Annotated in this window: 23 protein-coding genes; 13 read left to right on the top strand and 10 right to left on the bottom strand. The window is 64.9% G+C overall.

Features of this window, described 5'->3' with window-relative positions; all coding sequences use genetic code 11:
• Positions 1-198 precede the first annotated feature (198 nt).
• A complete protein-coding gene (locus tag ACSQ3P_RS04375) occupies positions 199-1575 on the bottom strand; it encodes a PleD family two-component system response regulator (protein WP_069691760.1) in 1377 nt (458 codons plus the stop codon).
• A gap of 17 nt (positions 1576-1592) precedes the next feature.
• A complete protein-coding gene (locus ACSQ3P_RS04370) occupies positions 1593-1964 on the bottom strand; it encodes a response regulator (protein WP_310149449.1) in 372 nt (123 codons plus the stop codon).
• A gap of 138 nt (positions 1965-2102) precedes the next feature.
• Here ACSQ3P_RS04370 and ACSQ3P_RS04365 point away from each other — a divergent pair, with 138 nt between their 5' ends.
• Both ACSQ3P_RS04365 and ACSQ3P_RS04360 read left to right on the top strand, forming a co-directional pair.
• Entirely contained in the window at positions 2103-2393 is a 291-nt protein-coding gene (locus ACSQ3P_RS04365) for a DUF3572 domain-containing protein (protein WP_436164404.1), read from the top strand.
• Positions 2390-3748 (top strand): DNA polymerase IV, encoded by a 1359-nt coding sequence (locus ACSQ3P_RS04360; protein ID WP_436164403.1) that lies wholly within the window; start codon positions 2390-2392, stop codon positions 3746-3748. The genes ACSQ3P_RS04365 and ACSQ3P_RS04360 overlap by 4 nt, the downstream gene beginning before the upstream one ends.
• Here ACSQ3P_RS04360 and ACSQ3P_RS04355 read toward each other — a convergent pair.
• Complete coding sequence (locus tag ACSQ3P_RS04355; protein WP_436164402.1) at positions 3705-4556, bottom strand: cell envelope integrity EipB family protein; 852 nt, start codon at positions 4554-4556, stop codon at positions 3705-3707. The genes ACSQ3P_RS04360 and ACSQ3P_RS04355 overlap by 44 nt on opposite strands.
• Positions 4557-4740: 184 nt before the next feature.
• On the opposite strand from ACSQ3P_RS04355, the gene ACSQ3P_RS04350 reads away from it, so the two are divergent.
• The 7 genes from ACSQ3P_RS04350 to ACSQ3P_RS04320 all read left to right on the top strand — a co-directional run bounded on the left by ACSQ3P_RS04350 (position 4741) and on the right by ACSQ3P_RS04320 (position 10067).
• Positions 4741-5211 (top strand): RidA family protein, encoded by a 471-nt coding sequence (locus ACSQ3P_RS04350; RefSeq protein WP_436164401.1) that lies wholly within the window; start codon positions 4741-4743, stop codon positions 5209-5211.
• A complete protein-coding gene (locus ACSQ3P_RS04345; RefSeq protein ID WP_436164400.1) occupies positions 5211-5975 on the top strand; it encodes a glycerophosphodiester phosphodiesterase family protein in 765 nt (254 codons plus the stop codon). Before ACSQ3P_RS04350 ends, ACSQ3P_RS04345 begins: the two co-directional genes overlap by 1 nt.
• Positions 5972-7237, top strand: a complete 1266-nt coding sequence (locus ACSQ3P_RS04340; RefSeq protein ID WP_436164399.1) for a GNAT family N-acetyltransferase — start codon at positions 5972-5974, stop codon at positions 7235-7237. Before ACSQ3P_RS04345 ends, ACSQ3P_RS04340 begins: the two co-directional genes overlap by 4 nt.
• Complete coding sequence (locus ACSQ3P_RS04335) at positions 7230-8015, top strand: hypothetical protein (RefSeq protein ID WP_436164398.1); 786 nt, start codon at positions 7230-7232, stop codon at positions 8013-8015. The genes ACSQ3P_RS04340 and ACSQ3P_RS04335 overlap by 8 nt, the downstream gene beginning before the upstream one ends.
• Positions 8016-8073: 58 nt before the next feature.
• Positions 8074-8511 carry an HIT family protein gene (locus tag ACSQ3P_RS04330; RefSeq protein ID WP_436164397.1) on the top strand — a complete coding sequence of 146 codons (438 nt, stop codon included), beginning with the start codon at positions 8074-8076 and terminating at the stop codon, positions 8509-8511.
• Positions 8512-8688: 177 nt separating this feature from the next.
• Complete coding sequence (locus tag ACSQ3P_RS04325) at positions 8689-9153, top strand: carboxymuconolactone decarboxylase family protein (protein WP_436164396.1); 465 nt, start codon at positions 8689-8691, stop codon at positions 9151-9153.
• Positions 9150-10067: a sigma-70 family RNA polymerase sigma factor gene (locus tag ACSQ3P_RS04320; protein WP_436164395.1), complete on the top strand. Its 918-nt coding sequence runs from the start codon at positions 9150-9152 to the stop codon at positions 10065-10067. The genes ACSQ3P_RS04325 and ACSQ3P_RS04320 overlap by 4 nt, the downstream gene beginning before the upstream one ends.
• On the opposite strand, the gene ACSQ3P_RS04315 is transcribed toward ACSQ3P_RS04320, so the two are convergent.
• The 5 genes from ACSQ3P_RS04315 to clpS all read right to left on the bottom strand — a co-directional run bounded on the left by ACSQ3P_RS04315 (position 10064) and on the right by clpS (position 14517).
• Positions 10064-10420 carry an AzlD domain-containing protein gene (locus tag ACSQ3P_RS04315; RefSeq protein WP_436164394.1) on the bottom strand — a complete coding sequence of 119 codons (357 nt, stop codon included), beginning with the start codon at positions 10418-10420 and terminating at the stop codon, positions 10064-10066. The genes ACSQ3P_RS04320 and ACSQ3P_RS04315 overlap by 4 nt on opposite strands.
• Positions 10417-11142 (bottom strand): AzlC family ABC transporter permease, encoded by a 726-nt coding sequence (locus ACSQ3P_RS04310; RefSeq protein ID WP_436164393.1) that lies wholly within the window; start codon positions 11140-11142, stop codon positions 10417-10419. Before ACSQ3P_RS04310 ends, ACSQ3P_RS04315 begins: the two co-directional genes overlap by 4 nt.
• A 166-nt stretch (positions 11143-11308) precedes the next feature.
• A complete protein-coding gene (locus ACSQ3P_RS04305) occupies positions 11309-11581 on the bottom strand; it encodes a hypothetical protein (RefSeq protein ID WP_436164392.1) in 273 nt (90 codons plus the stop codon).
• 4 nt (positions 11582-11585) lie between these two features.
• The gene (clpA, locus tag ACSQ3P_RS04300; RefSeq protein ID WP_436164391.1) at positions 11586-14114 is read right to left on the bottom strand and encodes an ATP-dependent Clp protease ATP-binding subunit ClpA; all 2529 of its coding nucleotides are present in this window, start codon (positions 14112-14114) and stop codon (positions 11586-11588) included.
• Positions 14115-14175: 61 nt separating this feature from the next.
• Positions 14176-14517 (bottom strand): ATP-dependent Clp protease adapter ClpS, encoded by a 342-nt coding sequence (clpS, locus tag ACSQ3P_RS04295; protein WP_069693843.1) that lies wholly within the window; start codon positions 14515-14517, stop codon positions 14176-14178.
• Between the two features lie 298 nt (positions 14518-14815).
• On the opposite strand from clpS, the gene kdsA reads away from it, so the two are divergent.
• From kdsA to ACSQ3P_RS04280, 3 genes are read left to right on the top strand one after another with little or no spacing between them, the layout of a single operon-like run.
• Complete coding sequence (gene kdsA / locus ACSQ3P_RS04290) at positions 14816-15685, top strand: 3-deoxy-8-phosphooctulonate synthase (protein ID WP_436164390.1); 870 nt, start codon at positions 14816-14818, stop codon at positions 15683-15685.
• The gene (locus ACSQ3P_RS04285; protein WP_436164389.1) at positions 15678-16880 is read left to right on the top strand and encodes an MFS transporter; all 1203 of its coding nucleotides are present in this window, start codon (positions 15678-15680) and stop codon (positions 16878-16880) included. The genes kdsA and ACSQ3P_RS04285 overlap by 8 nt, the downstream gene beginning before the upstream one ends.
• A gap of 54 nt (positions 16881-16934) precedes the next feature.
• On the top strand, positions 16935-17774 hold the full coding sequence (locus tag ACSQ3P_RS04280) for a hypothetical protein (RefSeq protein WP_436164388.1): 840 nt from the start codon (positions 16935-16937) through the stop codon (positions 17772-17774).
• A gap of 21 nt (positions 17775-17795) precedes the next feature.
• Here ACSQ3P_RS04280 and queF read toward each other — a convergent pair whose 3' ends face one another.
• Complete coding sequence (queF, locus tag ACSQ3P_RS04275) at positions 17796-18251, bottom strand: preQ(1) synthase (protein ID WP_092166021.1); 456 nt, start codon at positions 18249-18251, stop codon at positions 17796-17798.
• Between the two features lie 129 nt (positions 18252-18380).
• Between queF and eno the strand changes: the two genes are divergently transcribed.
• Positions 18381-19664, top strand: coding sequence for a phosphopyruvate hydratase (gene eno, locus ACSQ3P_RS04270; RefSeq protein WP_069691779.1), 1284 nt, complete (start codon positions 18381-18383; stop codon positions 19662-19664).
• A 112-nt stretch (positions 19665-19776) separates the two neighbouring features.
• Here the strand turns inward: eno and ACSQ3P_RS04265 are convergent, their stop codons facing one another.
• Positions 19777-20475 carry a hypothetical protein gene (locus ACSQ3P_RS04265; protein WP_436164387.1) on the bottom strand — a complete coding sequence of 233 codons (699 nt, stop codon included), beginning with the start codon at positions 20473-20475 and terminating at the stop codon, positions 19777-19779.
• Between the last annotated feature and the right edge of the window lie 105 nt (positions 20476-20580).

Genomic DNA, 20580 nt, shown 5'->3' with positions numbered 1-20580 from the left:
CAGCAACAGTTAGCCGCTGCGTTGAAACGACCCTACAGGCAGGCCCTCCCGAATCAATCCAATTGGACTGATTCACCAATATTCATCGATGCTTAACCTTACCTGCTAACCGTTCTGGGGTGCTAGAGCAGGATGCGAAAAAGTGGAAACCGGTTTTTCGCATAGATCCTGCTCCAACTTTTAGATGAGAGCAGGTTTTCAGGCGGCATTGGCCACGATGACGCGGTTTCGCCCGGCATCTTTGGCGCGGTAGAGCGCATCGTCGGCGCGCTTCATCATCTCCGCCGCCGAGGCATCGCCCGCACGCCGGCTCGCGACGCCGATCGAGACCGTCACCGTGATGGAGCGGGTGTTGCGGTGGATGCTGAAAGGCTCGGCCTCGACCCGCTCGCGGATACGCTCTGCGACTGCGCAGGCCGCGTCCAGAGAGGTATCCGGCAGCACCACGACGACCTCCTCGCCGCCCATCCGGGCAACCAGGTCGATGCCGCGCGTGCAGGCGCGCACCCGGTCGGCGAATTCGCGCAGCACCTCGTCGCCGGCATCATGCCCCCAGGTGTCGTTGACGACCTTGAAGCGATCGACATCGAGGACAAGCATGGCGAGCGAGCGGGCCCTGAGCGCCGATTCATCGAACATCGTGCCCATGCGGCTGTCCATGAAGCGGCGGTTATGCAGGCCGGTGAGCTGATCCATCACCGCCATTTCCATGGACGACTGGACGCTGTCGCGCAGCCGCTCGGTAAAGCGCTTGCGGCGCACCTGCGTGCGTACGCGCGCCAGGAGCTCGTTGCGGTCGACCGGACGGATCAGGAAGTCATGGGCCCCGATCTCGAGGCCGCGCAGGATGCGCGCGCGATCCTCGGCTTCGCCCAGCATCAGCACCGAGACGTTGCGGGTGCGCTCGAGCGAGCGCAACTGGCTGCAGATCCGCAGGCCGTCATAGGCCTTGAGGTCGAGACTGACGAGAACGCTGTCGTAATCACCCTCGGCAGCCCGCACCAGGGCCTGATGCGGATCGGCCTCGATCTCGACGATGTGGAAAGCCGAGAGCGCACTCGACAGCCGCTCGGTCACGGTCGGCCGGTCCTCGATCACCAGGATGCGGCCGTTCAGGCCAGTCTCGGAGGCCGCGGCGGCAAGCGGATCGGCGATGCCGAGCCGGCGCGAGGCGAAAGCGCGGTTGCGCAACTCGTCCGTGACGGATTTCAAGCGAACAAGGCTGCGGACGCGGGCAAAGAGCGCGGTGTCGTCCAGCGGCTTGGTCAGAAAATCGTCGGCACCGGCGTCCAACCCCTTCAGGCGGTCGCCGGGTTGATCGAGCGCCGTCACCATCACGACCGGGATATGGGCCGTGGTCGCGCCGTTCTTCAAGCGCCGGCAGACCTCGAAGCCGTCCATGCCCGGCATCATCACGTCGAGCAGGACGATGTCCGCCTCGCCGCGTTCGCAGATAGCCAGCGCCTCGATGCCATTCAGCGCGGTCACGACGTCGAAATACTCCGCTGAAAGCTTCGCCTCCAGCAGCTTCACATTGGTGACGATGTCGTCGACGACGAGGACACGGGCTGACATGGTTTGCTTTCGAAGCCTCAGGCTGGGCCAGCGTAGGCGCGGACGGTCTCCAGGAATTTCGCAACCGAGATCGGCTTGGAGAGGTAAGCCTCGCAGCCTCCCTCGCGAATACGTTCTTCGTCACCCTTCATCGCAAAAGCCGTCACCGCGATGACAGGGATGGATTTGAGGGTGTCATCCTCCTTGATCCATTTGGTGACTTCGAGTCCCGAGACCTCGGGAAGCTGGATGTCCATCAAAATCAGATCGGGATGATGCGTGCGCGCGAGTTCGATGGCCTCGATGCCATCGGCAGTCTTCAGCGTCGCATAGCCATGCGCTTCAAGCAAATCATTGAAGAGCTTCATGTTGAGCTCATTGTCCTCGACGATCAAAACCGTCTTCATCATGCCGCCCTTCAATCGCGCCACAGACAGGCCATCTCGATCCTGCCATCACAAGTTGGCGGCCTCATTCAAAGATTACGTTAGCATGAGAGCCGTTGACGAAACGCAAACCTGAAGCTCGATTCGGAAGGCACTCCCGCCATGGCAAGATCACCCTCCATCGAGGACGCTGAACATCTCGCGCTGCGCGCGCTGGGCTTCCTCGCTGCAGATCCGGCGCGTCTGGAGCCCTTTCTGGCCCAAACCGGCCTCGGCCCCTCGAATCTGAGGGCTGCGGCGCAAGAGCCCGGGTTCCTCGTCGCGGTACTCGACCACCTCGCCGGCAGCGATTCGCTGCTCTTGGAGTTTGCCGGAAATTTAAGCTTGAATCCGGAAATCGTCGCGCAGGCGCGCGGACGGCTCGCCGGGCCGCCCATGGACGAGGCCCCGTGACCGACCGGGCCGCCCAGCCCGTGCGGCGCGTGTTCTGCCGCGATTGCCTCATCGATCATGAGGAGGCAATCGCTGCACTGCGCCGTTGCCCGGCTTGCGGCTCACCCCGGCTGCTGCGCCATCCCGAGCGCGATACCCTGAGCCTCGCCCATATCGACTGCGACGCCTTCTATGCGGCGATCGAGAAGCGCGACGATCCCACGCTGCTCGACAAACCGGTGATCATCGGTGGCGGCAAGCGCGGTGTGGTCTCGACGGCCTGCTATATCGCCCGGACCTATGGCGTGCGCTCGGCCATGCCGATGTTCAAGGCGCTGGAGGCCTGCCCCGAAGCCGTGGTCGTCAAACCGAACATGGCGAAATATGTCGCGGTCGGGCGCGAGGTCAGGCGATTGATGCAGGAGCTGACGCCGCTGGTCGAGCCGCTCTCGATCGACGAGGCTTTTCTCGACCTCGCCGGAACCGAGCGCCTGCATCACGCCAGCCCCGCCATCACGCTCGCGCGCTTCGCCAAGCGGATCGAAAGCGAGATCGGGATCAGCATCTCCGTCGGCCTGTCCTATGCCAAGTTCCTGGCGAAGGTCGCCTCCGACATGGACAAGCCGCGCGGCTTCTCCGTCATCGGGCAGGCGGAGGCCGTCGCATTTCTGGCGAGCAAGCCGGTCAGCCTCATCCCCGGCGTCGGCCAGGCGAGTGCAGCCAAGCTCGCCGAATCCGGGTACCGCCTGATCGGCGATCTGCGCGAAGCGCCGATCGACAAGCTCTTCCGCCTGGCCGGCAAGGATGGGCCGCGCCTGAAGAAGCTCGCCAACGGCATCGACGAGCGCCAGGTCACGCCCGACCGCGAGACCAAGAGCGTTTCCAGCGAAACCACGCTCGACGTCGATCTTTCGCGCTTCGAGGATCTCGAGCCGGTGCTATGGCGGCTCTGCGAGAAGACCTCGAAACGCCTCAAGGCCCAGGCGCTCGCAGGCCGGACCATCACCATGAAGCTGAAGACGGCGGATTTTCACGCGATCACGCGCGCCAGCCGCCTGCCGGAGCCGACACAACTGGCAGCCAGGCTGTTCGCCGCCGGGCGCGACCTGCTCAAGCGCGAATGCAACGGCCAGCGCTATCGGCTGATCGGCATCGGCGCGAGCGACTTCAGCGCACCCGAGGAAGCCGACCATGGCGACCTCGCCGATGTCGCGACGCCCAGGCTGAAGGCGATGGAGGGCGCGCTCGACGCGCTGCGCGCCCGCTTCGGCGATGCATCGATCGGCAAGGGCCTCAGTCTGCGCGGCCCACAGCGGGCCAGCGGCGCGAGCGTTACTTCGCGCAATCCTGCTTCGGAAGAAGATCCAGACGCGTGAGCGTGCCGCGCAGGGCGAAGCTGCCATAATCGAGCTTGATCGCGCCGGTCACGCCATTCTCATAAAGCTCGAAGGAAATGGTGTAAGATGGCGTAGTCTCGCCGGAATCGACCTTGAAATAAGAGATCGACACCGGCCAGCGCGCCAGCGTCTCGAACTCCGGCCGCTGCAGCGGCGCCTCGGAGGGCTTGGCCTCGATCCGCTTCCCGATCACCGAGAGCGTGTCATAGACCTCCTTGCCGCTATTGGCGCCGTCATAGAGGCGCACGTTCAGCGTGGTCTTGCCGGCACGCGCCGCCTCGATCACCGCCTTCATCTGCGCATTCGGGAACAGGGCGTCCGTCGTCTGGCGCACCGTCTCGGGCTTGGGTGCGCTGAGCTTGATCTCGTAGCCGCCACCGGATTTCTGGACCGAGCCGTCGACGATCTCGGCCGGTGCGCCGCCCGCCGAGCTTTCGGTCTTGAAACGGTAGCTCGCCCCGTCACCTGCCTCGAAGCTCGTCGTACGCGCGTCGATGGTGCGCGGGCCACCTTCGCTGCTGCTCACCTGCGTGACCTGGCGGAAGGAGAGCACATAACCCTCGCAGGCATCGCCGGTGAAATCGAAGGCGATACGGCCGCGCGCCGCCTCGATGCTGGTGGCGGGCTTGTCGTCGTCGAGCACGAGATCATAGACCGCGCGGTGGGGCGCCAGAACCACGCGCCCGACCGATTGAGGCTGGGCCGAGGCGTCGACGCTCGCCAGCACGGCAACCGTGCTCAGGATACTCGCCAGGGTACTCGCAAGGCCAAATCCGTTCATGCTCATGACACTTGCCAATCTGCTAGGTGATCGAACGAATCTAGGTGCATTGCAGCAGTGGCGCAAACAAGGCGTAAGGCGGCCCTCGTGAACGCCGGTCCGAGCCGCCTTGCGAGCATATCGAGGCTGCTTGCGGCTTGCCCGGCCATCGGCCATGAAGGTTTCATTCCATCGAGCCGGAGGCCGCCCCATGAGCGCAATCGAAGCCAAGCTTGCCAAACTCGGCATCACCCTGCCCGCGCCCGCCGCGCCGGTCGCAAATTACGTGCCCTATGTGATCACCGGCAAGCTGCTGGTGATCTCCGGCCAGATCTGTTTCGGGCCGGATGGCAAGCTTTCCGACAGCCACAAGGGCAAGCTCGGAGCCGAGATCTTCAACGAGGCCGGCATCGAAGCGGCGCGGCTCTGCGCTATCAACGTGCTGGCGCAGGCCAAGGCCGCGCTCGGCGATCTCGACCGGATCACCCGCTGCGTACGCCTCGGCGGCTTCATCAATGCGACGCCGCATTTCGCGGGCCTGCCGGCGATCATGAACGGCGCCTCGGATTTGATGGTCGAGGTGCTCGGCGACAAGGGCCGCCATGCCCGCTCGACCATCGGCGTCGCCGAACTCCCGGCCGACGCTGCCGTCGAAGTCGAGGCGATGTTCGAGATCGCGTGATGGCGCAGCTTGCGACCTCCGGACTCGGTTGGCTCGTCGCCCGACCGATCGCGCATCGTGGCCTGCATGATGCCAAGGCCGGGCTGATCGAGAACAGCCTGTCCGCAGCCGAGGCCGCCATCGCCGGCGGCTTCGGCATCGAATGCGACGTCCAGCTCAGCGCGGATGGCGAGGCGATGGTGTTTCACGATTTCGTGCTCGACCGATTGACGGCCGAGACCGGCCTCGTCAACGAGCGGAGCGCGCAGGCGCTGGCCGGGATCGCCCTCAAGGGCAGCAGTGACCGCATTCCGACCCTGAACGGCTTTCTCGATGCGGTCGCGGGACGCGTGCCGCTGGTGATCGAGGTCAAGAGCCGCTTCGACGGCGCTCTCGCTTTGGCGCAGCGCACGGCCCAGATCGTCAACCAGCGCTCTGGCCAGCCGATCGTGCTGAAATCCTTCGACCCCGTGATCGTCACGGCATTGCGCGAGCTCGCGCCCGGCATCCCGCGCGGAATCGTGGCGATGAGCGACTATTCCTATCCCGACTATGATCACCTCGACGCCACCCAGAAACATGCGCTGGCCAATCTGCTGCATTTCGGCGAGAGCCGGCCGGACTTTTTGTCCTGGAAGGTTGCTGATTTGCCGAGCGCGGCTCCCTATCTTTGTCGGGAGGCGTTGGGCTTGCCGGTGATGAGCTGGACGGTGCGCAACGCCGGGGATCGCGAGCGGGCCGCATTGCATGCCGACCAGATGGTCTTCGAGGGCTTCAAACCTTGAGTGTTGACGGACGCGACGACCTCAGGGTGCGCGTCGCGACGTCTTTGAAGACCGTCCCCGCCGCTGCATGGAACGCCTGCGCCAACCCGTTCGCGTTGCGCGCCGCCATGGCCGCGACCTCCCCGGCTCCTATCTCCCCTGCTCCTGCCTGCCAGGATGCCGCCTCGGCGATCGACGAGGACAATCCTTTCGTCTCGCATGCCTTCCTGCTCGCTCTCGAGGAGAGCGGTTGCATCGGCAGGCGTTCCGGCTGGTCTCCGGCCTATCTGCTGGTCGAGGATGCGCAAGGCACGCTGCTGGCGGCATCGCCGAGCTTCCTCAAGAGCCATAGCCAGGGCGAATATGTCTTCGACCATGCCTGGGCCGATGCCTATGAGCGCGCCGGCGGGCACTACTACCCCAAGCTCCAGATCGCCGCGCCCTTCACACCCGCGACCGGGCCGCGCCTGCTGGTCGCTGACGGACCGCGCGCCGATGAGGCCCGCGCCGGGTTGATCGCCGGGCTGGAAGCATTGTGCGGGCAAGCGAATGCATCATCCGTCCACGTCACCTTCGCCCAGGAGCCTGACATCGCGGCGCTGCGCGAGGCCGGTTACCTGGAGCGGCACGATCTTCAGTTTCACTGGCGCAACGAAGGCTTTGAAACCTATGATGATTTTCTGGCGACGCTGGCCTCGCGCAAGCGCAAGGCGCTGAAGCGCGAGCGGCGCGAGGCGCTCTCTGCCGACATCACCGTCGATGTCCTGTCCGGGTCCGATCTGACCGAAACCGTCTGGGACGACTTCCACTCCTTCTACGAGGACACCGGCTCGCGCAAATGGGGCCGGCCCTATCTCAACCGCGCCTTCTTCTCGGCCGTGGGGGCAGCGATGGGCGAGCGCATCGTGCTGATCATGGCCAGGCGCGCCGGCCGCTACATCGCCGGCGCGATCAATTTCCGCGGCGCCAACACACTTTATGGCCGCAACTGGGGCTGCATCGAGGATCACCCCTTCCTGCATTTCGAGCTCTGCTACCATCAGGCGATCGACTATGCGATCGCCCACAAGCTCAGCCGCGTCGAGGCCGGCGCGCAGGGCGAGCACAAGCTGGCGCGCGGCTACCGACCGGTGCTGACGCGCTCGCTGCATCATCTCGCCGATCCCGGGCTTCGCCGCGCCGTCGCCGCCTATCTCGTCAATGAACGCCAGCATATCGCGCAGGCGCAGGAGGCGCTTGCAGCGGAAAGCCCCTTCCGGAAAACTGGGGGCGCCGATGACTGAGGCTGCTTCCACGGGCAGCGCCAGCATCTTCTGCGACGATTCCGAACTCGGCTATCGCCGCAGCCTGACGGATTTCTCGGTGCCGCTGATGCTGGATGACAGCTATCGGCTCGCCCATCTGCCGCTCGTTGCGCCGAACCATCCGCGCGTCATCCCGCGGGTGGAGGGCAAGTTCTACGAGAGGGGGCGGCATCCGCTGGTTTTCTCGCTTGTCCTGCCGGTTCCGGACGAGGCCTTGCGAGGGTCTGCCGCCTTTCTCGCTCTGGAGGCTGAGATCAAGGCCGCGCCCTTCGCCGCCAAGATCGCCTGGGATATCTTGCCGCGCCGCAAGGACAGGCTGCACGCGACGGTCTGCGGCTCGCTCGGAACCGGTGCGGAGCCGACCATCGCGGACGAGACGCGGCAGGCGCTCCGCGCTATCCCGCCTTTCGCCGTCGAACTGCGCGGCCTGTTCTCGGGCAACGTCAATCGTGGCCGGCTTTATCTCGCTGCCTATCCGGAAAAACGCGACGGCATAAACATGCTGCAAGCCGTACAGCAGGTCTTCGGACGCGCGCCTGGCGATCTCTGGCTGGTCGGCCTCTACAATCTGACGGACGACCTCGATGCCAGGGAGACCGCGGCGCTGGCGGACATCGTGATGCGCCGGCGGGACCGACCGCTGCTGCGTCTCGAAGCCATAGCGTTTGAAATCCTCGGCGCCTGCGACGATCTCGTACTCGACAGCGCGGTCGAAGAGATCCTGCCGCTTGCGGCTGCGCGCATCTCGACGGGTTGACGGCACGACGGGCGAGCCACAGGTTGCACTCTCCCGCCTCCAGCCTGCCGGTCCCGTGATGAGCGCCTACGATCCCTCCAATGTCTTCGCCAAGATCCTGCGCGGCGAATTGCCGTCCCACACGGTCTATGAGGACACCGACACCATCGCCATCATGGACATCATGCCGCGTGCCGACGGACATGTCCTGGTCGTCCCCAAGGCCGCCTGCCGTAATGTATTCGATGCGCCGCCCGAGGCGCTGACATCCGTTGCCCTCAGCGTCCAGACGCTGGCACGGGCGGTAAAATCAGCCTTCAACGCCGATGGCGTCACGATCCAGCAGTTCAACGAGGCCGCCGGCGGGCAGGTCGTGTTCCACCTGCATGTCCATGTCATGCCGCGCTTCGATGGCGTCGCGCTCAGGCCCCATACCGGCGCCATGGAAAAGCCCGATGTGCTGGCCGCTCATGCCGAAAAAATCCGGGCCGCGCTAAAAAATCCGAGAGCCGGATGATTTCAGATGGGCTCACGAAGTGATCCCAGCTGAAATCTGAATCCGTCTCTCATCTAGGAGTGAGAGCAGGATCAATGCGAAAAACCGGTGCCCACTTTTTCGCATCCTGCTCTGAGCGATGTCACAACCGTCGGCGCTGTCTCGTCTTGCCTTCATCGTACACTGAAGGAGATCAAGATGACCCAACGCCTCAATGCCTTCCAGGTCGCCCCCGCCGCCCTCAACGCCGTGATCGCCATCGAGGGATACATCGGCGAATGCGGGCTCGAACATAGCCTGCTCGAACTGGTGAAGATGCGCGCCTCGCAGATCAATACCTGCGCCTATTGCCTGCACATGCACGCGGCAGATGCGCGCAAGGCCGGCGAGAGCGAGGTACGGCTCTACCTGCTGAGCGCGTGGGAGGAATCCGAACTCTACACCCCGCGCGAGCGCGCTGCACTGGCCTGGACCGAGACCCTGACCCGACTTTCCGACGGCGCCCCAAGCGATGAGGCCTTCGCTGACCTGCGCGAACATTTCAGCGAGGTCGAATGCGTCAACCTGTCGGTGGCCATCGGCGCCATCAACATGTGGAACCGGATCAACTGCGGCTTCCGCACCCGGCATCCGCAGGATCGCAGCCGGACCGCCGCCGCATGACCGCCAAGCCAGACAGCGCATCCAGCAACGCGTTCGAGCAGCACAGGTCATTCCTGACCCGGTTGGCCTACCGCATGCTCGGCTCGGTCAGCGATGCCGAGGACGTGGTGCAGGATGCCTGGCTGCGCTGGCACGAGGCCGAGCACGAAGACATCATCAACCCGCGCGCCTATCTGGCGCGCGTGGTGACGCGGCTCTGCCTCGATCAGATGAAATCGGCCCGCAGCCGCCGCGAATTCTATGTCGGAACCTGGCTTCCGGAGCCGATCGTCGAGAAGCTTGGTGGCAGCGAACCTGTAGACGACGAGCTCGATGCACCGATCGCCCTGATGCTGGCGCTCGAACGGCTCTCGCCGCTGGAGCGGGCCGCTTTCCTGCTGCACGACATCTTCGATATCGGCTTTGCCGAAATCGCCCGCATGCTGGAGCGCAGCGAGGCCGCCTGCCGCCAGCTCGCCACCCGGGCGCGCCAGCATGTCCGGCTCGACCTGCCGCCGCGCAACAGCGTCTCTCGCGAGGAGGCTGCGCGCTATGCCGAGGCCTTCTTCAAGGCCTCGCATCAATCCGACCCGACCCTGCTGCAGCAATTGCTCGCACGCGATGTCGTCCTGCACAGCGATGGCGGCGGCAAGGTACCGGCCTCGATCAACCAGATCTTCGGTCTCGACAAGGTCGCGCGCTTCTTCGCCGGCATCGCCCAGAAAGTCGCAAGGCTCGGTCTCGTGACCACGCACTATGAGCCTGTGCTGATCAATGGCTTGCCGGGCTATGTCAGTCTCGAACGCGGCGAGACCATGCAGGCGACCGCGCTCGATATCCGCGACGGCCTGATCCATGCCATCTATATCATCCGTAACCCCGACAAATTGCGGCATGTTTCGCCGCCTGTCGGCTCAAATGACGGCCCGCTCTAGATCAGCAGCCACGCCCCAGCGATCAGCGTCGCCTCACCCATGAGCACGGCGAGCATCACCCTGCGCCGGTCGAAGAGCATGATCGCAAGCGCCACCGTGAGCGCACCGATCCGCAAGCCCAGGGGCGCCGCCGCCAGGGCGCCGGGCGGCACGATGATCAGCTTGGCGACGACGCCGGCCAGGAGCGCGGTCGCCACCGCCCTCACCCATTCAAGCGCCGGAGAATCGGGCGAGATCCGTCGTGCGAAGGCAACCGCGAGCCAGCGCCAGATCTCGGTCGGCAACACGGCAAAGAGCAGCAAGGCGAGATAGGGCCAGTAGGCACCGTCCAGACCGGGAATCGGCGCCGTCATGCGGCCCTCCCGCGCCTGCGGCCGATCAGGAAGGCGATGCTGCCGGCGACCAGACCGGCAACGATCAGATCGAAGCCGCCGCCGATGAAGCGGTCGCAGATCGGCGCCAGCGCAAGACCCAGCACCATGGCCGCGACGTCGCCGCGATGCCGAATGCCGGCTGCCAGCGAAACCAGGAAGAAGATCGGCGTCAGGCAGAGCAGCCCCGCTGCGAACGGAATCGGCAAGGCGTTGACGAGGTAGTAGCCCGAGAAAGTGCCAATCGAGCTGACGGCCATGCAAGTGTTGGCGAAGCCGAGGAAATAGGCGACGCGCTGCGGCGGCGGCACGGCAGGCAAGCGCCGCAAGCCCTCCGTCCAGGCCGTCACGGCGACATAATGCGACAGGGCAAGCTGAAGCCAGACGCTTTGCCCCGGCCGGCGCAGCAAGGGCAGGATCGCCACCGTCATCGGCAGGAAGCGCAATGAGGCGAAGCCGATCGCGATCGCAATCGCGCTCCAGGCGGCACCGGCGGCGATCGAGGCGAAGAAGATCACCTGCGACGGCCCGGCCCAGACCAGCATGGTCGACAGCACCGCAACCTCGACGGGATAGCCGACATCCCGCGCCAATGAACCGATTCCGACGAGCCCGAAGCCGACGACCCAAGCCGGCAGGGAGAGCGCATCGCGCATGCCGGCCAGCGCCACACGCTGCCAGCTCCAGTCGGCCGATACGCTCATGAAGGGATGTGCACGCTTGCCCGATAGCCACCGAGGACCACATAGCCCCCACTTTCACGCGGGCGCTGCAAGCGTTCTAACCCGCACGATGCGGCAAACCGATATCCGGTGTCGCGCGGTCAGCCCTGCGTCAGCCGCAACCGACCGATAGCCCGTAGCGAGCGCCTCAGCGGCCGCCCTTCATGACGATGCCGATGAGCTCGTTGCCGAAATCGATCAATTCCTTGGGCACGCCGCCAACCGCCTTCACGCCGAGATAGATCAGGTAGATGAAGGCCGGCACGAGAATCCAGCCCAGGATCTCCTCGAACAGCTTGCGCCGCCGCCGGCGCTGCTCGCGCTTCTCGAACCACCCAAGCTTCTGCTTGCGTGCCGGAGCCTCCGGCACGGATTCCGACGCCTGCGCCAGAAGGGGGGCGGGTTTTCGCTTGAACCACACGGTCTCAGGCCTTGGTCAGAGGAACTTTCGGTACGGTCCTGACAAGACGCTGCGTCTTCGGCGCCTCGGGGGCGCCGCCGGGCTTGCCAGCGGAGCCGCCTTTGGCAGGTCTCTTCGGTGATGTCGAGACCACAGGCTCGCTCGCCGCCTTGGCGCGCGGCTTGCGCTCGCGCTTCTCGCCTGCCGCCGCGACGTCCTTTTCGGGCTTCGGCTTCACCGGCCCTTCCGGGAATTCGAGCCCCAGCACCTTGATGCCGGTCTCGGACTGGACGACCACGACCTTGACCGTGCCGCCATTCTTCAGGCGTCCGAACAGGACTTCGTCAGCGAGCGGCGTCTTGATCGTCTGCTGGATCAGGCGGGCCATCGGGCGGGCGCCCATTGCCTCGTCATAGCCGTTTTCGACCAGCCATTCGCGCGCCTCGTCACTGAGCTCGATGGTGACGTTGCGATCGGCGAGCTGGGCTTCGAGCTGCAGCACGAACTTGTCGACGACGCGGGCCACGACCGTCTTCGGCAGATGGCTGAAGGAGACGACGGAATCGAGCCGGTTGCGGAACTCCGGCGCGAACAGCTTGTTGATCGCCTCGGTGTCGTCGCCCTCGCGCTTCTGGCGGGTGAAGCCATAGGCGTTGCGAGCCATATCGGCGGCGCCGGCATTGGTCGTCATGATCAGGATGACGTTCCGGAAATCGACCTGCTTGCCGTTATTATCAGTCAATTTGCCGTGGTCCATGACCTGCAACAGGATGTTGAACAGGTCGGGATGGGCCTTCTCGATCTCGTCGAGCAGCAGCACCGAATGCGGATGCTGGTCGATCTTGTCGGTCAGCAGCCCGCCCTGGTCGAAGCCGACATAGCCGGGAGGCGCGCCGATCAGCCGCGAAACGGTGTGGCGCTCCATATATTCCGACATGTCGAAGCGCACGAGCTCGACGCCCAGCGACGAGGCGAGCTGACGTGCGACCTCGGTCTTACCGACGCCGGTCGGACCGGCGAAGAGATAGCAGCCGATCGGCTTCTCGCCGTCGCGCAGGCCGGCGCGAGCCAGTTTGATCGACGAGGACAAGGCCTCGATCGCCTTTTCCTGGCCGTAAACGGTGCGCTTCAGCGTGCTCTCGAGATTGCGCAGCACCTCGGCGTCGTCCTTGGAGACGGTCTTGGCCGGGATGCGCGCCATGGTCGCGATGGCGGCCTCGATCTCCTTCACGCCGATGACCTTCTTGCGCTTGTTCTCGGCCACCAGCATCTGCGACGCGCCGGTCTCATCGATGACATCGATCGCCTTGTCCGGCAGCTTGCGGTCATGGATGTAGCGGGCCGAGAGCTCGACCGCCGCCTTGATGGCGTCGGCCGTGTAACGCAGCTTGTGGAACTCCTCGAAATAGGGCTTCAGCCCCTTAAGGATCTCGATCGCGTCAGGAATCGACGGCTCGTTGACGTCGATCTTCTGGAAGCGGCGCACCAACGCCCGATCCTTCTCGAAATACTGGCGGTATTCCTTGTAGGTGGTCGAGCCGATGCAGCGCAGCCCGCCGGAGGCCAAAGCCGGCTTCAGCAGATTGGAGGCGTCCATCGCGCCGCCCGAGGTCGCGCCCGCGCCGATCACCGTATGGATCTCGTCGATGAACATGATCGCCTTGGGGTGGGCCTCGATCTCCTTCATCACCTGCTTGAGGCGTTCCTCGAAATCGCCGCGATAGCGCGTACCGGCCAGCAGCGTGCCCATGTCCAGCGAGAACACGGTCGCGTCCTCCAGGACCTCCGGCACCTCGCCGCGGATGATCTTGAGCGCCAGGCCCTCTGCGATGGCGGTCTTGCCGACGCCGGGCTCGCCAACCAGCAGCGGGTTGTTCTTCTGCCGGCGGCAGAGAATCTGGATGGTGCGCTGGACCTCGGCTTCGCGGCCGATCAGCGGATCGATACGGCCGTCTCGCGCCTTGCGGTTGAGGTTGACGCAATAGGCGTCGAGCGCGCTTTCCTTCTTCTTCTTGTCCTTGTCGGCGTCATTGCCCTGATCGGCAGCGCGGGAATCGCGCTGCTGCTCAGGCTCCTCCTCGGCGCCGCGCACGGGCTTGGCCTCGCTCGCACCGGGGCGCTTGGCGATGCCATGGCTGATGTAATTGACCGCGTCGTAGCGGGTCATGTCCTGCTCTTGCAGGAAATAGGCGGCGTGGCTCTCGCGCTCGGCGAACATGGCGACGAGCACATTGGCGCCGGTCACCTCCTCGCGACCCGATGATTGGACGTGGATCACCGCGCGCTGGATCACGCGCTGGAAACCCGCCGTCGGCTTGGAATCGTCACGCCCGTCGGTGACGAGGTTGGTCAGCTCCGCGTCGATGTAATCGACCAGATTGCGCCGCAGCGTGTCGAGATCGACGCTGCAGGCGCGCATGACCGCCGCTGCGTCCTGGTCATCGACCAAGGCGAGCAGGAGATGTTCCAGCGTGGCGTATTCGTGGTGGCGTTCATTGGCGAGGGCAAGAGCCCGGTGAAGCGCCTGTTCGAGACTGCGCGAGAAACTCGGCACGGATAGCGCTCCTATTCCGATGTCAGAGGTGAGACCGAATCCAGATCGTCCAAACGCAAGGCTACTTCTTCTCCATCACGCATTGCAGCGGGTGCATGTGCTTGCGTGCAAGATCCATGACGAGTGTCACCTTGGTCTCGGCGACCTCGTATGTGAAGACACCGCATTCGCCGACGCCGTTCTGATGCACATGCATCATGATCAGCGTCGCCTCGGCGCGGTCCTTGTTGAAGAAGCGTTCGAGAACGTGAACGACGAACTCCATCGGCGTGTAGTCGTCGTTCAGTAGCAGCACCCGGTAGAGATTGGGTTTGCGCGTCCGCGTCCGCGTCAGGACCGCGGTCCCTGTCCCGTCCCGGCCGCCATCTGACGGCGCGTTGGGGCGCTTGGGGCGCTCGACCATCTCGGCGGACGAACGTGGCACAATCACGGCGCGCCGATCCGTGCCGCCCCTTGCCTCACCCGTCATCGTCGCTGCTGTTCTCAAGATCGTTTCCCGGCGTTCCCACCCGACATAATGCTTCGTCCGCGAATTTACAGACCTCGCGGCTGCTTCGCCAGTCCGTTTGGCGCGATGCCTCCCAAGATTGCAGTGCAAGCCTGCATTGCTGTGCAAGACAGCTCTCGCTTGACCCACCCACGCCCCGGACCTAAGCCCGGCGGGCATCCTCGCCCAGGAACCTTGCCCAGGAACCTCGCCCATGACCGCCAACGCCATCGTCAGCATCGGCTCCGACCTCGCCCGGCCGGTCCGTTTCGGCAACAGCCTGCCGCTTTCGCTGATCGCCGGCCCCTGCCAGATGGAAAGCCGCGAGCATGCGCTCGAGATGGCCTTCGCCCTGAAGGAAATCTCGGAACGCCTGGACATCGGCATCGTCTTCAAGACCTCTTTCGACAAGGCCAACCGCACCAGCGCCCGGGGCCAGCGCGGCATGGGCCTCGACGCCGCCCTGCCCGTCTTCGCCGAGATCCGCGAACGCACCGGCATGCCCGTCCTGACCGATGTGCATGAAGCGAGCCAATGCGCCGCCGTTGCCGAGATCGTCGACGTGCTGCAGATCCCGGCCTTTCTCTGCCGCCAGACCGATCTCCTGGTCGCGGCGGCTAAAACTGGCCGCGTCGTCAACGTCAAGAAGGGCCAGTTCCTGGCGCCCTGGGACATGGTCAATGTCGCCGCCAAGATCACCGAGAGCGGCAACCCCAACGTCATGCTGACCGAGCGCGGCGCCTCCTTCGGCTACAACACGCTGGTCTCCGACATGCGAGCCCTGCCGATCATGGCCGAGATCGGCGCGCCGGTGATCTTCGACGCCACCCATTCGGTGCAGCAGCCGGGCGGCAAGGGTTCCTCCTCCGGCGGGCAGCGCGAATTCGTGCCGGTGCTGGCCCGGGCCGCCGTCGCCGTCGGGGTCGCCGGCGTCTTCATCGAGACCCATCCCGATCCGGACAAGGCCCCCTCGGACGGCCCCAACATGGTGCCGCTCGCCGACTTCCCTGCGCTGATCGCAGAGCTGCAAGGCTTTGACCTGCTTGCCAAGGCACGGCGCTTGCCTACGCTGGCTTATGTCTGAAAGCTCCGCTGCTTCGCCAACGCCTGCCTCGCTGCGCCCACTCATCCTCGTCCTCGGAGCCTGCGGCTTCGCATCGACCTTCACGATGCGGATCGTCGATCCGCTGATTCCGACGCTGGCGAACGAATTCGCACAGACCGTGCCGCAGATCGTGGCGATGGTGACGGCGTTCTCTCTATCCTATGCGCTGGGCCAGCCCTTCCTCGGCCCTATCGCCGACTCGATCGGCAAGGTGCGCACCATCCTGATCTGCCTGATCGTCCTGGCCACGCTCTCGACCACCGCAGCCTTCTCCTGGTCCTACGAGACGATGACGGTGCTGCGCGCGCTGACCGGCATCGCCTCGGGCGGCGTCATCCCCATCGCCATGGCGGCGATCGGCGATCGCGCCCCGATGCGGGAACGCCAAGTCGCGCTCGGGCACTTCCTGGTGCTGATGATCGTGGGGCAAATGTCGGGCTCTGCCTGCTCCGGCCTGATTGCGACCCATGCCGGCTGGCGCGCGGCCTTCCTGTCGGCGGCAGTCATCGCTGTCCTGGCCGCTCTCCTCGTCGCCTTCGTGCTGAAGCCGCGCCGCAATGTCACACGCCAACCCTTGAGCCTCTCGGGCGCGATCGCGAACTACAGGACGGTGTTCTCGAATCCCAAGACCAAGCTGCTCTACGGCCTCGTCATCACCGAGGGCACCCTGCTCTTCGGCGTCCCGTCCTATGTCGCGGCGATCCTGGCCGACCGCTCGGGTGTCGGCCCGGCACAAGCCGGCTTCGCCATCGCCGGCATGGGCTTCGGCTGCCTGGTTTATGGGCTTCTGACCCGGATCCTGGTCGAGCGCCTCGGCCCCTCGCTGATGACGCGCGTCGGCGGGGCTATCTGCGCCTGTGCGCTCGCGCTGTTTGCCTTCGACTGGCCCTGGTGGAGCGCGATCATCCTCTTCAGCTTCCAGGGGTTCGGCTTCTTCCTGCTGCACGGCACCTTCCAGGCGCAGGCGACGGAGCTCGCGCCGAGCGTGCGCGGATCGGCGGTCGCCCTGTTCGCCTGCTGCTTCTTTCTTGGTCAGGCGATGGGGCCGGTGGTGATGGGCGTGCTGATGCACCTCATCGGCACGGGCGCCGCGATCATAATCTTCGCCATCGCGATCGCCACACTCGGGCAGCTCACGCCGCGCATCCTGCCGCTGGCGGGTAGTCGAACTTAACAGCCAGCCCTAGAAATCGACAGGGTGTGCCAACTCAACGATATTTTGTCTCGCGTGAATGAGCGCAAAAGCGATATGTCTCAATCGAAATTGCACAATCAGTCGGAGGCTAGGCCGACTGCAGAGCTGATCGAACTTGCCTTGGCTGAGGCGGACCAGATCGATGACGGTCCCGTTCCTTTCCTCGTTAGCCTGATGGAAAGCGGAACCCGAGAGGTCCTAGACGCGGCGTGCGATCTTTGTATCTCTCCCGAACCAAAGCGGCGGGAGTTGGGTGCACGAATCCTTGGGCAACTCGGGCCGAGAGATCCGCACAGAAATCGAAGCTTTCCCGAAGAATGCTGTGCTGCTCTGCTGAATCTGGTCAAGCAGGAACGCAATCTTGATGTGCTCGTTGCCGCCATCTTCGCGTTTGGCCACCTCGGCAATCCTCGTGCAGAGGCAGCGCTCATTTCACGCTCGCGCCACCGTAGCCCTCGCGTTCGCCACGGCGTCGCGTTTTCTCTGGTTGGGTGCTGCTGGCCGCATTTTTCGGGCGATGCCGTTCGAACATTGCTGACGCTGATGGAGGACCGCGGCGCTCAGACTAGGGATTGGGCTACCACCGGAATTGGGGCGGCCTTGGAGTTTGATGGGCCTGAGATACGCGAAGCGCTGATGCGCCGCGTGATGTTGGATGAAGATGCCATCACCCGCGCCGAAGCTCTTCACGGGTTGGCGCGACGCGGCGATATGCGCGGCTTGCCCTATCTCATTGCCGAGATGTCTGCGCCCGAATTCGATACATATCTGTTCGAAGATGCGGGTAAGCGATTTCTTGGCATCGACGAGGAGCAGAACGTCCCAGCAGACGCTCTGCTCGACAAGTTGAAAGCACTCACTCAAAGCGCCTGACTGGATTTGCCCACGTTGGCGTCAGCGGCCGCGATAGGGCGCAACGCCCTGATCGGGCAACCAGAGGCCCTTGGGCGGCTCGCCCGTCTGCCAGAACACGTCGATCGGGATGCCGCCGCGCGGATACCAGTAGCCGCCGATGCGGAACCAGACCGGCTGCAACAGCTCGACCAGCGTCTTGCCGATATTGACGGTGCAATCCTCGTGGAAGGCGCCATGGTTGCGGAAGGCGCCGAGATAGAGCTTCAGCGACTTGGATTCGACCAGCCAGTCGCCCGGCAGATAGTCGATCACCAGGATGCCGAAATCGGGCTGGCCGGTGACCGGGCAGATCGAGGTGAATTCCGGGCAGGTGAAGCGGGCGAGATAATTCGTGCCGGCATGCGGGTTGGGCACGCGGTCGAGGCGTGCCTCCTCCGGCGAGGCGGGCAAGGCGCTGTGCTGGCCGAGCTGCAGGGTCGAGGCGTCGAGGGTCATCGCGAATGCTCCTTGAAGGCGGCCTTTTATGACCTCGGAGCCGCAAACGCCACCCGCCCCTTTCCGTTCGGCGCTGCGTTGGCTAGAAGCGCGCCATCACTCCTGTCCTGCCGTTCTCCGGAGCTTCCCATGACCGCGATCATCGACATCATCGGCCGTCAGATCCTCGACAGCCGCGGCAACCCGACCGTCGAGGTCGATGTCGTGCTCGAAGACGGCTCGATGGGCCGCGCCGCCGTTCCCTCCGGCGCCTCGACGGGCGCGCATGAGGCAGTCGAGCTGCGCGACGGCGACAAGAGCCGCTATCTCGGCAAGGGCGTGCTCAAGGCGGTCGAGGCCGTCAATGTCGCAATCGCCGAACAGCTCGTCGCCATGGACGCCGAGGATCAGGTCGCCATCGACGCGGCGATGATCGAGCTCGACGGCACCCCCAACAAGAGCAAGCTCGGCGCCAACGCCATCCTCGGCGTCTCGCTCGCCGTCGCCAAGGCCGCCGCCGAAGCCTCCGGCCTGGCCCTCTACCGCTATGTCGGCGGCACGCAGGCGCGTGTCCTGCCTGTGCCGATGATGAACATCGTCAATGGCGGCGCCCATGCCGACAACCCGATCGACTTCCAGGAGTTCATGGTCATGCCGATCGGCGCACCCTCCTTCGCGGAGGCGCTGCGCATGGGCTCGGAGATCTTCCACACGCTGAAGAAGGCGCTGCACGACGCCGGCCACAACACCAATGTCGGCGACGAGGGCGGCTTTGCGCCGAACCTGAAATCGGCGGAAGCCGCGCTCGATTTCGTCATGCAGGCGGTCGAGAAGGCCGGCTACAAGCCCGGCGAGGACATCGCGCTGGCGCTCGACTGCGCCGCAACCGAGTTCTTCAAGGACGGCTCCTATGTCTATGAAGGTGAACGCAAAACCCGCGATCCCAAGACACAGGCCAAATACCTCGCCAAGCTCGTCGGCAATTATCCGATCGTCTCGATCGAGGACGGCATGGCCGAGGACGACTGGGAGGGCTGGAAGGCGCTGACCGACGCGATCGGCTCGAAGTGCCAGCTCGTTGGCGACGATCTCTTCGTCACAAACGTGACGCGCCTGTCGCGCGGCATCAAGGCGAAGACGGCAAACTCGATCCTGGTCAAGGTCAACCAGATCGGCACGCTGACCGAGACGCTGGCTGCCGTCGAAATGGCGCAGCGCGCCGGCTACACCGCCGTGATGTCGCATCGCTCGGGCGAGACCGAGGATTCGACCATCGCCGATCTCTCGGTCGCGACCAATTGCGGGCAGATCAAGACCGGCTCGCTCGCCCGCTCCGACCGGACGGCGAAATACAACCAGCTCCTGCGTATCGAGGAAGAGCTGGGCGCACAGGCGATCTATGCCGGGCGCGACGCGCTGAAGGCCCTCGCTTGAGGCGCTTTCGCGCTAAGTGGCTACCGGCTCGCGCGAAGAAAACGCGTTAAAACAAAGATCTAGAGCAATCTGACGATCCAATCGGATCGCCACATTGCTCTAGCCAAACCCGCTAAAGGCGCGGCAACAGGCTAGACGCCCGCGACAGCGTCCAAAAGCCCGCCGCGCCGACAGTGCCAACGGCACTCGACATGACATCGCCGACGCGCGCGACCGGCTCGGGCACGGCCCGGCCAAGGATCGTCGGCGCCGGCCGCGCCACAGCCACAGGCTCGAATCCGTCCGACGCTGAAGCCGCTTCGACCACCTGGACGGCCGGCAAGATCAATTGCGGCGCCGCTTCCGCGACCTGATGCGAACGCTCGCCCGCCGACGCGGTCTTCTCACCCGCCGGCGCGGCCTTGCGGATAGGGGGCAGCACCTGCGCCGTCCGTGCATGAACCTCGGCAGCCACGACCGGGTTGGGCTGAGGCGCCGACGGCAATCCGGTCTCGGGCTGCGCCCAAGCCACCGCCATCGGCATCGCCGAAGCAGCCGGCACGATCAGGCCGCGCGCGGTCAGCGACTGCGTCAGCACCTCGCCGCCCCCCGCATCGTGATGGCGCTCCCTGATCTTGCCGTCCGGCGCGACGGGAGAGATCCAGCCTTGAGATTCGGCCTTCGCCGCGATCAGGCCAGGTGCGGTCGTGACAGCCTGGGGCAGAGCGAAAAAGGCCGCCGCGACCGCAGACGCCACGATCGAGACCGCGGCCTGGTTGCCGACATGGCCGAGAAAGCGCTTCGAACCGGCGAATACGGAGGAAAGGGACATATTCGGTTCTCCATGAACCTGCTCAGAGAACCGCCTGCAGCCGGCGCGAGAAAGGCCGAAGCAGGGTGCAATTGCGATCGATTGTCTCGGTTTGTTTCCGCTGCG

It is taken from the genome of Allobosea sp. LjRoot9 (assembly GCF_964252745.1).
Taxonomy (GTDB): domain Bacteria; phylum Pseudomonadota; class Alphaproteobacteria; order Rhizobiales; family Beijerinckiaceae; genus Allobosea.
Note: the sequence above shows the minus strand (reverse complement) of the source record. Positions and strands in the feature narration are given on the sequence as shown.

What these genes read in the sequence shown, in the direction of transcription:
- ACSQ3P_RS04375 (WP_069691760.1), bottom strand. Translation starts at nt 1,575, where the DNA reads ATGTCAGCCCGTGTCCTCGTCGTCGACGACATCGTCACCAATGTGAAG.
- ACSQ3P_RS04370 (WP_310149449.1), bottom strand. Translation starts at nt 1,964, where the DNA reads ATGATGAAGACGGTTTTGATCGTCGAGGACAATGAGCTCAACATGAAG.
- ACSQ3P_RS04365 (WP_436164404.1), top strand. Translation starts at nt 2,103, where the DNA reads ATGGCAAGATCACCCTCCATCGAGGACGCTGAACATCTCGCGCTGCGC.
- ACSQ3P_RS04355 (WP_436164402.1), bottom strand. Translation starts at nt 4,556, where the DNA reads ATGAGCATGAACGGATTTGGCCTTGCGAGTACCCTGGCGAGTATCCTG.
- ACSQ3P_RS04350 (WP_436164401.1), top strand. Translation starts at nt 4,741, where the DNA reads ATGAGCGCAATCGAAGCCAAGCTTGCCAAACTCGGCATCACCCTGCCC.
- ACSQ3P_RS04345 (WP_436164400.1), top strand. Translation starts at nt 5,211, where the DNA reads ATGGCGCAGCTTGCGACCTCCGGACTCGGTTGGCTCGTCGCCCGACCG.
- ACSQ3P_RS04335 (WP_436164398.1), top strand. Translation starts at nt 7,230, where the DNA reads ATGACTGAGGCTGCTTCCACGGGCAGCGCCAGCATCTTCTGCGACGAT.
- ACSQ3P_RS04330 (WP_436164397.1), top strand. Translation starts at nt 8,074, where the DNA reads ATGAGCGCCTACGATCCCTCCAATGTCTTCGCCAAGATCCTGCGCGGC.
- ACSQ3P_RS04325 (WP_436164396.1), top strand. Translation starts at nt 8,689, where the DNA reads ATGACCCAACGCCTCAATGCCTTCCAGGTCGCCCCCGCCGCCCTCAAC.
- ACSQ3P_RS04320 (WP_436164395.1), top strand. Translation starts at nt 9,150, where the DNA reads ATGACCGCCAAGCCAGACAGCGCATCCAGCAACGCGTTCGAGCAGCAC.
- ACSQ3P_RS04315 (WP_436164394.1), bottom strand. Translation starts at nt 10,420, where the DNA reads ATGACGGCGCCGATTCCCGGTCTGGACGGTGCCTACTGGCCCTATCTC.
- ACSQ3P_RS04310 (WP_436164393.1), bottom strand. Translation starts at nt 11,142, where the DNA reads ATGAGCGTATCGGCCGACTGGAGCTGGCAGCGTGTGGCGCTGGCCGGC.
- clpS (WP_069693843.1), bottom strand. Translation starts at nt 14,517, where the DNA reads ATGGTCGAGCGCCCCAAGCGCCCCAACGCGCCGTCAGATGGCGGCCGG.
- kdsA (WP_436164390.1), top strand. Translation starts at nt 14,816, where the DNA reads ATGACCGCCAACGCCATCGTCAGCATCGGCTCCGACCTCGCCCGGCCG.
- ACSQ3P_RS04285 (WP_436164389.1), top strand. Translation starts at nt 15,678, where the DNA reads ATGTCTGAAAGCTCCGCTGCTTCGCCAACGCCTGCCTCGCTGCGCCCA.
- queF (WP_092166021.1), bottom strand. Translation starts at nt 18,251, where the DNA reads ATGACCCTCGACGCCTCGACCCTGCAGCTCGGCCAGCACAGCGCCTTG.
- eno (WP_069691779.1), top strand. Translation starts at nt 18,381, where the DNA reads ATGACCGCGATCATCGACATCATCGGCCGTCAGATCCTCGACAGCCGC.
- ACSQ3P_RS04265 (WP_436164387.1), bottom strand. Translation starts at nt 20,475, where the DNA reads ATGTCCCTTTCCTCCGTATTCGCCGGTTCGAAGCGCTTTCTCGGCCAT.